1 protein-coding gene is annotated in these 11,182 nt (G+C 66.0%); it reads left to right on the forward strand.

What is annotated here, in order from left to right:
• Window positions 1-206 precede the first annotated feature (206 nt).
• Window positions 207-11,182 (forward strand): Ig-like domain-containing protein (locus RCH14_RS16600; RefSeq protein ID WP_343027206.1); only part of this gene is annotated, 10,976 nt, incomplete at its 3' end.

Genomic DNA, 11,182 nt, shown 5'->3' on the forward strand with positions numbered 1-11,182 from the left:
CGAAGATATTACGGGCGTCTTGTTTCGTTTTTTGTGGTTTAAATCCAACTTGCTTCGAGTATCTTTTAATTGCTATCGTTTTTACCGGATGCTAAGATTTCCCTACGGACATTTTTCTGCAAGCGGCATGGTGCAGACGTTTCTCAGGGAAAATCATGCGTGGAAGTGCAAAAGCGAATAGGCAACGCATTGCCCTAGAACCTCGCATGATGCTGGACGGCGCCATGGCAATGGATGCGGTTGCCACAGTGACGGAGCAGGCAACCATGGCGCCAGATGGCGTCGAACAGGATGCGTCGTCACCACCTGAGTCGCCCGCAGGCAGCGCAATGGAACCTCAGGCCGGGCCGCTCTCGAATGCCCCGGCTGCGCCAGGGCAAACGGCGTGGGTGTTTATCGATGGAAGCCTGCCCGGCTTGTCCGACTTGCTCGCCCAGGTGCCGGTCGACGCGACGGTGGTACTGCTCAATCCCGCGCGCGATGGCCTGGCCCAGGTCAATGAAGCGCTGGCCGGGCAGGATAACGTGCGTGCCATTCACCTGCTGACCCATGGCGAGCAGGGCGCAATCATGCTCGGCAGCACCCGGCTCGACCTGGCCAACGCAGGCGACGACCACGCCGCAGCACTGGCAACACTGGGCACGCACCTGGCCGCTGGCGCCGATATTCTGCTGTACGGCTGCGAGGTCGCTTCATCGGATGTCGTCATCGCCGGCATGGAAAAACTGGCCTTCCTGCTCGATGCCGATCTGGCAGCCTCGGATGATGCGACCGGTGCTGCCAGCCTCGGGGGCGACTGGCTTCTCGAGAAGCAAAGCGGCGACATCGAGACCGCGACGCTCAATGGCGGCGCCTGGGTGGGACTGCTCAATACGCTGTCCGTCAATGTCAGCCTGAACCTCAACACACCGCTTGCGGTACCGGAAGACTCCACCCTGGCGTTCACGGGCAGCACACTCCTGCAACTCACACTGAGCAATATGCTGGCGACGTCCACCAGCGTCGAGCTGTCGGTCGCGCATGGATCGCTCAGCTTCAACCCGCTCGCGGGAGTCACCATGACGGGTGGCGACGGCAATCAGGATACGTCGGTCAAACTGACCGGCAGCGCCACCGCCATCAACGGCGTGTTGGCCAGCCTGACCTATAACGCCGATCCCGACTACAACGGCAGCGACACGCTGCGCCTGGCGGTAAGCCAGTCACTGCTCGGCATTACCAGCGTCTCCACGCCAATCAATATCGGTCTGAACATCAGCCCGGTCACGGACATCGTTGCCGACAGCGCCAGCACGCTGCGCAACCAGCCGGTCGTGATCGATGTCATGGCCAACGACCACTTCGAGCGCAGCACCGCTGCGCTCGGGAGCGTGACGCAGCCCGCGAACGGCAGCGTCACGTTCGCTGGAAACGTGGTCACCTACACGCCGGCACCAGGGTATGCCGGCAGCGACAGCTTCACCTACACGGTCGATAGCGGCACCACCACGGAAACAGCGACAGTCTCGATCAGCGTCCAGGTGCCGAACGCGCCGCCGACAGTGTCGGTTCCGGCTGCCGCCAGCACGGGCGAAGACCAGCCCCTCTTGTTTTCGGTGGCGAATGGCACGGCGCTGACGGTCGCCGACCCCGACGGCGGCACGCTCACGGCCACGCTCGCCGTCACGCACGGCACGCTCACGCTGGCCTCCACCGCCGGCCTGCAGTTCGCCACCGGCGACGGCACTGCCGACACCACCCTGATCTTCAGCGGCACCGCGACAGCGATCAACGGTGCGCTGGAGGGGTTGCGCTTCACGCCCGATGTCGACTACAACGGCAGCGCCACCCTGAGCCTGGCGGCCGGCGATGGTCAGGCCAGCCGCTCCGCCAGCATCGCGATCAGCCTGGGGGCTGTGACCGACGCCGTCAACGACAGCATCGTGACCGGCGTGCTCACGCCGGTCACGCTCTACCCACTGGCCAACGACCACTTCGAAGGCACTGCCACGATCGCGTCGGTCGGCGTGGCCGCGCACGGCACGGTCATCGCTGGTCCCGGCGGGTCGGTAATCTATACGCCGGACGCGGGCTACCGCGGCAGCGACAGCTTCACCGTCACGGTCAGCGCGGGCGGCGTGACCGAGACCGAGACTGTGTCGGTCACGGTCGGCACGAATCAGCCCCCCGCGGTGGCCGCGGCGCTCGGCGGCATCAGCACGCAAGACAAGGCCCTCGTGTCGGCATCGGTGGCAGTTGGGTTCAGCGACGCCGATCTGGGCGACACCCTGCGCTTTTCGGCCACCGGGCTGCCAGTCGGGCTATCGATCGATGCGGTTACCGGCTTGATCACGGGCCGGCTTGACGGCCACGCATCGCAAGGCAGCCCCTACAGTGTGGAAATCACTGCCACCGATACTGGCGGCCTGAGCGCCACTGCCACCCTCTCCATCACGGTCGCCAATCCCGCACCGATCGCGATCGCGGGCGTCGCGCTCGGCCAGGAAGACAGCAACCTGCGCATCGAGGCGCTACTCAACGCCAGCGATGCCGACGGCGACGATCTGCGCATCACTGCCGCCACCGCGCTTCACGGTACCGTCACCATTGCGCCCGACGGCGCACTAAGCTATACCCCGCACGCCAATTACAACGGACTCGACAGCATCACCTACATCGTGCGCGATGCCGACGGCGCCAGCGCCACCGGCAACATCGCCGTCACCGTGGCGGCGGTCGCCGATCTGCCGTCGCTGCGCTTGCCCACGATTCCGGTATTTGCGGAAGACACCCCGCTGATCTTCGCTTCGCTGCTCGGCACGCGCATCGAGATCGGCGATGTCGACGGCCAGGTGCTGGAAATCGAGCTGTCGGTGCCGGGCGGGTTGCTCACTCTGGAGCAGCATGCCGGGGTCAATATCAGCCAGGGTGATGGCGTGGAGGACAGCATCATCCGCATGTCCGGCACCGCAGTCGACCTGCAGGCAGCGCTCGACCAGCTGCGGCTGCTGCCCGGGGCCGACTATAACGGCCCGCTGACGCTGACCGTCTCATTGGGCGAACTGGGCCAGACTCTGGCGCTGTCCGCCACGCTGCCGCTCGGGATCGCCGCGGTGGCCGACATTGTCGACGATCATGTTGTCGCGGTTGCCGGACAGGCAGTGGGCTTTAATGTTCTGGCCAACGACAGCTTCGAACATGCGGGACGAACCGTCACCGCCTTCCAGACCCCAAGCCACGGGACACTCACGCTCGATGGCCAGGGGAACGCGGTCTACACGCCGAGCGCCGGCTTCACGGGCACCGACACTTTTACCTACACGGTCACGAGCAACGGCACGACCGAAACCGCCAGCGTGACCATCACCATCGGATCAACGCCGAACCATGCCCCCACGGGGGCATCGCTACCGGACATCGCGCGCAACGATGGCGCGGTCATTGCGCTCGACCTCTCTGCAAGCTTTGCCGACGCCGATGGCGATACCCTGACCTTCAGCGCCAGCGGCCTGCCTGCCGGCCTGGCCATCAATACGTCCACCGGCGTCATCACCGGCACCCTCGCATCGGGCGCCTCGAGCGCCGCGCCGGGCGGTGTCTACACGATTACCGTCAGCGCCAGCGATGGCCGTGGCGGCCTGGCCAGTCAGGCCTTCACGCTGACGGTGGCGAACGTGGCACCCATCGGCGCCGCCGACAGTGCCGCCGGCAGCGAAGATGGTGTCATCACCGGCAACGTGCTGGCCAACGACAGCGACCCCGACGGCGATGCCCTGACAGTCGACACCGTCCCCGTACAGGGTCCGGAGCACGGCGTGCTAGTACTGAACGCCGACGGCAGCTTTACCTACACGCCCGACGCCAATTACAACGGCAGCGACAGCTTTACGTACCGCATCGCCGACGCCGACGGTGCAGTGACCAGCGCCACCGTTTCTCTGACCATCACCGCCGTCAACGATGCCACGAGCGCGGCGACGATCGCCGATCGCAACAGCACTGCCGGTGCCAGCGTTAGTTTTGACGGTGCAGCCGCCTTTGCCGACGTCGACGGCGATACGCTGGCCTATTCCGTCACCGGCCTGCCACCGGGACTCAGCCTGGATCCGGTCACCGGCCAAATCACCGGAACCCCCACCACCCCGGGCAACTACAGCGTCACGCTAAGCGCCGCCGATGGCAATGGCGGCAATGCCAGCACCAGCTTTACCTGGACCGTGACAGCGACACCCAACAACGGCCCCACCACGGTCGGTACGCTGTCGACCGAAACTGCCAACGATGCACAGTCGGTATCGATCGCCACGGCCAACGTGTTCAGCGACGCCGATGGCGATACACTCGCCTTCAGCGCCAGCGGCATGCCAGCCGGCCTCACGATCGATGCGGCCACCGGCGTCATCACCGGCACGCTCGCATCGAGCGCATCAAGCGCCGCACCGGGCGGTGTCTACACGATCACCGTCAGCGCCAGCGACGGTCGTGGCGGCCTGGCCAGCCAGGCGTTCACGCTGACGGTGGCGAACGTGGCGCCCATCGCCGCCGCCGACAGTGCAGCCGGCAGCGAAGATGGCGTCATCACTGGCAACGTGCTGGCCAACGACAGCGACCCAGACGCCGATGCCCTGACGGTGGACACCGTGCCAGTACAGGATCCGCAGCACGGTGTACTCGTACTGAACAGCGACGGCAGCTTTACCTATACGCCCGAGGCAAACTACAACGGCAGCGACAGTTTTACTTACCGCGTCACCGACGCCGATGGCGCCGTCAGCAGTGCCACCGTTTCTCTCACCATCACCGCTGTCAACGATGCGCCAAGCGCAGCGCAGATCCCCGACCGCAACAGCACTGCCGGTGCCAGCGTTACTTTTGACGGTGCAGCTGCCTTTGCCGATGTTGACGGCGATACGCTGGCCTATTCATCGACCGGCCTGCCACCAGGGCTCAGCCTGGACCCGGTCACCGGCCAGGTCACCGGAACGCCGACGACACCCGGCAACTACAGCGTGACGCTCAGCGCCGCCGACGGCAACGGCGGCAATGCCAGCACCACGTTTACCTGGAACGTGGCAGCCACGCCCAACAACGGCCCAACCACGGTCGGTACGCTGCCGACCGAAACGGCCAACGATGCCCAGTCGGTATCGATCGCCACGGCCAACGTGTTCAGCGACGCAGATGGCGATACGCTGGTCTTCAGCGCCAGCGGCCTGCCCGCCGGCCTCACGATCGATGCTGCCACAGGCGTCATCACCGGCACCCTTGCATCCAGCGCCTCGGGCACCGCACCGGGCGGTGTCTACACCATCACCGTCAGCGCCAGCGATGGTCGTGGCGGCATGGCCAGCCAGGCCTTTACGCTGACGGTGGCGAACGTCGCACCAGTTGCCGCCGCCGACACTGCAGCCGGCAGCGAAGATGGCGTCATCACTGGCAACGTGCTGGCCAACGACAGCGACCCCGACGGCGATGCCCTGACAGTCGACACCGTCCCCGTACAGGGTCCGGAGCACGGCGTGCTCGTACTGAACAACGACGGCAGCTTTACTTACACGCCCGAGGCCAACTACAAGGGCAGCGACAGTTTTACGTATCGCATCACCGACGCTGACGGCGCCGTTACGAGCGCCACCGTTTCTCTGACCATCACCGCCGTCAACGATGCGCCGAGCGCAGGGCCGATCGCCGATCGCAACAGCACTGCCGGCGCCAGCGTTACTTTTGACGGTGCAGCCGCCTTTGCCGAGGTCGACGGCGATACGCTCGTCTATTCATCCACCGGCCTGCCACCGGGGCTCAGCCTGGACCCGGTCGCCGGCCAGATCACTGGAACGCCGACGACACCAGGCAACTACAGCGTGACGCTCAGCGCCGCCGACGGCAACGGCGGCAATGCCAGCACCACGTTTACCTGGACCGTGGCGGCTGCGGCCAACAACGGCCCCACCACGGTCGGCACGCTGTCCACCGAAACGGCCAACGATGCCCAGTCGGTATCGATCGCCACGGCCAACGTGTTCAGCGACGCCGATGGCGATACACTCGCCTTCAGCGCCAGCGGCCTGCCGGCCGGCCTCACGATCGATGCCGCCACCGGCGTCATCACCGGCACTCTTGCATCCAGCGCCTCAGCCGCCGCACCGGGCGGTGTCTACACGATTACCGTCAGCGCTAGCGATGGCCGTGGCGGCCTGGCCAGCCAGGCCTTCACGCTGACGGTGGCGAACGTCGCACCCATCGCCGCCGCCGACAATGCAGCCGGCAGCGAAGATGGCGTCATCTCCGGCAACGTGCTGACCAACGACAGCGATCCAGACGGCGATGCCCTGACAGTCGACACCGTCCCCGTACAGGGGCCGGTGCACGGCGTGCTGGTATTGAACAGCGACGGCAGCTTTACTTACACGCCAAACCCCAACTACAACGGCAGCGACAGCTTTACGTACCGCGTCACAGACGCCGACGGTGCAGTGACCAGCGCCACCGTTTCTCTGACCATCACCGCCGTCAACGATGCGCCAAGCGCAGCGCAGATCGCCGACCGCAACAGCACTGCCGGCGCCAGCGTTACTTTTGACGGTGCAGCTGCCTTTGCCGATGTTGACGGCGATACGCTGACCTATTCCGTCATTGGCCTGCCACCGGGACTCAGCCTGGACCCAGTCACCGGCCAGATTACCGGAACGCCGACGACACCAGGCAACTACAACGTGACACTCAGCGCTGCCGACGGCAACGGCGGGAATGCCAGCACCACGTTCACCTGGACCGTAGCAGCGACGCCCAACAACGGCCCAACCACGGTTGGCACGCTGCCCACCGAAACTGCCAACGATGCCCAGTCGCTATCGATCGCCACGGCCAACGTGTTCAGCGACGCCGATGGCGATACGCTGGCCTTCAGTGCCAGCGGCCTGCCCACCGGCCTGACCATCGATGCTGCCACAGGCGTCATCACCGGCACGCTCGCATCGAGCGCATCAAGCGCCGCACCGGGCGGTGTCTACACGATCACCGTCAGCGCCAGTGATGGTCGTGGCGGCCTGGCCAGCCAGGCCTTTACGCTGACGGTGGCGAACGTCGCGCCCATCGCCGCCGCCGACAGTGTGTCCGGCAGCGAAGATGGTGTCATCACCGGCAACGTGCTGGCCAATGACAGCGACGCCGACGGCGATGCCCTGACAGTCGACACCGTCCCCGTACAGGGTCCGCAGCACGGCGTGCTCGTACTGAACGCCGACGGCAGCTTTACCTACACGCCCGACGCCAACTACAACGGCAGCGACAGTTTTACTTACCGCGTCACCGACGCCGATGGCGCCGTCAGCAGTGCCAACGTTTCTCTCACCATCACCGCTGTCAACGATGCACCAAGCGCAGCGCAGGTCGCCGAGCGCAACAGCACTGCCGGTGCCAGCGTTACTTTTGACGGTGCAGCTGCCTTTGCCGATGTTGACGGCGATACGCTGGCCTATTCATCGACCGGCCTGCCACCAGGGCTCAGCTTGGACCCGGTCACCGGCCAGATCACCGGAACGCCAACGACCCCAGGTAACTACAGCGTGACGCTAAGCGCCGCCGACGGGAACGGCGGGAATGCCAGCACCAGCTTCCCCTGGACCGTGGCGGCTGCTGCCAACAACGGCCCCACCACGGTCGGCACGCTGTCCACCGAAACTGCCAACGATGCCCAGTCGGTATCGATCACCACCGCGGGCGTGTTCAGCGACGCCGATGGCGATACGCTGGCATTCAGCGCCAGCGGCCTGCCGGCCGGCCTCACGATCGATGCCGCCACCGGCGTCATCACCGGCACCCTCGTGTCGGGCGCCTCGAGCGCCGCGCCGGGCGGTGTCTACACGATCACCGTCAGTGCCAGCGATGGCCGTGGCGGCCTGGCCAGCCAAGCCTTCACGCTGACGGTGGCGAACGTCGCGCCCATCGCCGCCGCCGACAGTGTGTCCGGCAGCGAAGATGGCGTCATCGCCGGCAACGTGCTGGCCAATGACAGCGACCCCGACGGCGATGCCCTGACAGTCGATACCGTCCCCGTACAGGGTCCGGAGCACGGCGTGCTCGTACTGAACGCCGATGGCAGCTTCAGCTACACGCCAAACCCCAACTACAACGGCAGCGACAGTTTTACTTACCGCGTCACCGACGCTGACGGCGCCGTTACGAGCGCCACCGTTTCTCTGACCATCACGGCCGTCAACGATGCGCCGAGCGCAACGCCGATCGCCGATCGCAACAGCACTGCCGGTGCCAGCGTTACTTTTGACGGCGCGGCCGCCTTTGCCGGTGTCGACGGCGATACGCTCGTCTATTCATCCACCGGCCTGCCGCCAGGCCTGAGCCTGGATCCGGCGACGGGCCAAATCACCGGAACACCGACGACACCGGGCAACTACAGCGTGACGCTCAGCGCCGCCGACGGCAACGGCGGCAATGCCAGCACCACCTTTACCTGGACGGTGGCAGCCACGCCCAACAACGGCCCCACCACGGTCAGCACGCTGTCCACCCAAACGGCCAACGACGCCCAGTCAGTGTCGATCGCCACGGCGGGCGTGTTCAGCGACGCCGATGGCGATACGCTGGCATTCAGCGCCAGCGGCCTGCCGGCCGGCCTCACGATCGATGCCGCCACCGGCGTCATCACCGGCACCCTCGCGTCGGGCGCCTCGAGCGCCGCGCCGGGCGGTGTCTACACGATCACCGTCAGTGCCAGCGATGGCCGTGGCGGCCTGGCCAGCCAAGCCTTCACGCTGACGGTGGCGAACGTGGCGCCCATCGCCGCCGCCGACAGTGTGTCCGGCAGCGAAGATGGTGTCATCACCGGCAACGTGCTGGCCAATGACAGCGACGCCGACGGCGATGCCCTGACAGTCGACACCGTCCCCTTACAGGGTCCGCAGCACGGCGTGCTCGTACTGAACGCCGACGGCAGCTTTACCTACACGCCCGACGCCAACTACAACGGCAGCGACAGTTTTACTTACCGCGTCACCGACGCTGACGGCGCCGTCAGCAGTGCCACCGTTTCTCTGACCATCACAGCAGTCAACGACGGCCAGAGCGCAGCGCCGATCACCGATCGAAACAGCACTGCCGGCGCCACCGTCACCTTCGATGCCGCAGCTGCCTTTGCCGATGTCGATGGCGATACGCTGGCCTATTCATCCACGGGCCTGCCGCCAGGCCTCAGTCTGGATCCGGTCACCGGCCAAATCACCGGAACGCCAACGACCCCAGGTAACTACAGCGTGACGCTCAGCGCCGCCGACGGCAACGGCGGGAATGCCAGCACCAGCTTCACCTGGACCGTGGCGGCTGCGGCCAACAACGGCCCCACCACGGTCGGCACGCTGCCGACCGAAACTGCCAACGATGCACAGTCGGTATCGATCGCCACTGCAGGCGTGTTCAGCGACGCCGATGGCGATACGCTGGCCTTCACCGCCAGCGGCCTGCCCGCCGGCCTCACGATCGATGCTGCCACAGGCGTCATCACCGGCACCCTTGCATCCAGCGCCTCGGGCACCGCACCGGGCGGTGTCTACACAATCACCGTCAGCGCCAGCGATGGTCGTGGCGGCATGGCCAGCCAGGCCTTTACGCTGACGGTGGCGAACGTCGCACCAGTTGCCGCCGCCGACACTGCAGCCGGCAGCGAAGATGGCGTCATCACTGGCAACGTGCTGGCCAACGACAGCGACCCCGACGGCGATGCCCTGACAGTCGACACCGTCCCCGTACAGGGTCCGGAGCACGGCGTGCTCGTACTGAACGCCGACGGCAGCTTTACCTACACGCCCGAGGCCAACTACAACGGCAGCGACAGTTTTACGTACCGCGTCACCGACGCCGACGGCGCCGTTACGAGCGCCACCGTTTCTCTGACCATCACCGCCGTCAACGATGCGCCGAGCGCAACGCAGGTCGCCGATCGCAATAGTACTGCCGGTGCCAGCGTCACCTTCGATGCCGCAGCCGCCTTTGCCGATGTCGACGGCGATACACTGGCCTATTCATCGACCGGCCTGCCACCGGGGCTCAGCCTGGACCCAGTCACCGGCCAGATCACCGGAACGCCGACGACACCGGGCAACTACAGCGTGACGCTCAGCGCCGCCGACGGCAACGGCGGCAACGCCAGCACCACCTTTACCTGGACCGTGGCAGCCACGCCCAACAACGGCCCCACCACGGTCGGCACGCTGTCCACCGAGACGGCCAACGATGCCCAGTCGGTATCGATCGCCACGGCGGGCGTGTTCAGCGACGCCGATGGTGATACGCTGGCCTTCAGTGCCAGCGGCCTGCCCACCGGCCTGACCATCGATGCTGCCACAGGCGTCATCACCGGCACGCTCGCATCGAGCGCCTCGAGCGCCGCACCGGGCGGTGTCTACACGATCACCGTCAGCGCGAGCGATGGTCGTGGCGGCCTGGCCAGTCAGGCCTTCACGCTGACGGTGGCGAACATAGCACCCATCGCCGCCGCCGACAGTGCCGCTGGCAGCGAAGATGGCGTCATCACTGGCAACGTGCTGGCCAACGACAGCGACCCAGACGCCGATGCCCTGACGGTCGACACCGTCCCCGTACAGGGTCCGCAGCACGGCGTGCTCGTACTGAACGCCGACGGCAGCTTCAGCTACACGCCCGACCCTAACTACAACGGCAGCGACAGTTTTACGTACCGCGTCACCGACGCCGACGGCGCCGTTACGAGCGCCACCGTTTCTCTGACCATCACAGCAGTCAACGACGGCCAGAGCGCAGCGCCGATCGCCGACCGCAACAGCACTGCCGGCGCCAGCGTTACTTTTGACGGTGCAGCTGCCTTTGCCGATGTTGACGGCGATACGCTGACCTATTCCGTCATTGGCCTGCCACCGGGACTCAGCCTGGACCCAGTCACCGGCCAGGTCACCGGAACGCCGACGACACCGGGCAACTACAGCGTGACGCTCAGCGCTGCCGACGGCAACGGCGGCAATGCCAGCACCACGTTCACCTGGACCGTGGCAGCCACGCCCAACAACGGCCCAACCACGATCGGCACGCTGTCCACCGAAACGGCCAACGATGCACAGTCGGTATCGATCGCCACGGCGGGCGTGTTCAGCGACGCCGATGGCGATACGCTGGCCTTCAGTGCCAGCGGCCTGCCCACCGGCCTGACCATCGATGC

The sequence above is a fragment of the Massilia sp. MP_M2 genome (assembly GCF_039123635.1).
Lineage (GTDB): Bacteria > Pseudomonadota > Gammaproteobacteria > Burkholderiales > Burkholderiaceae_D > Telluria.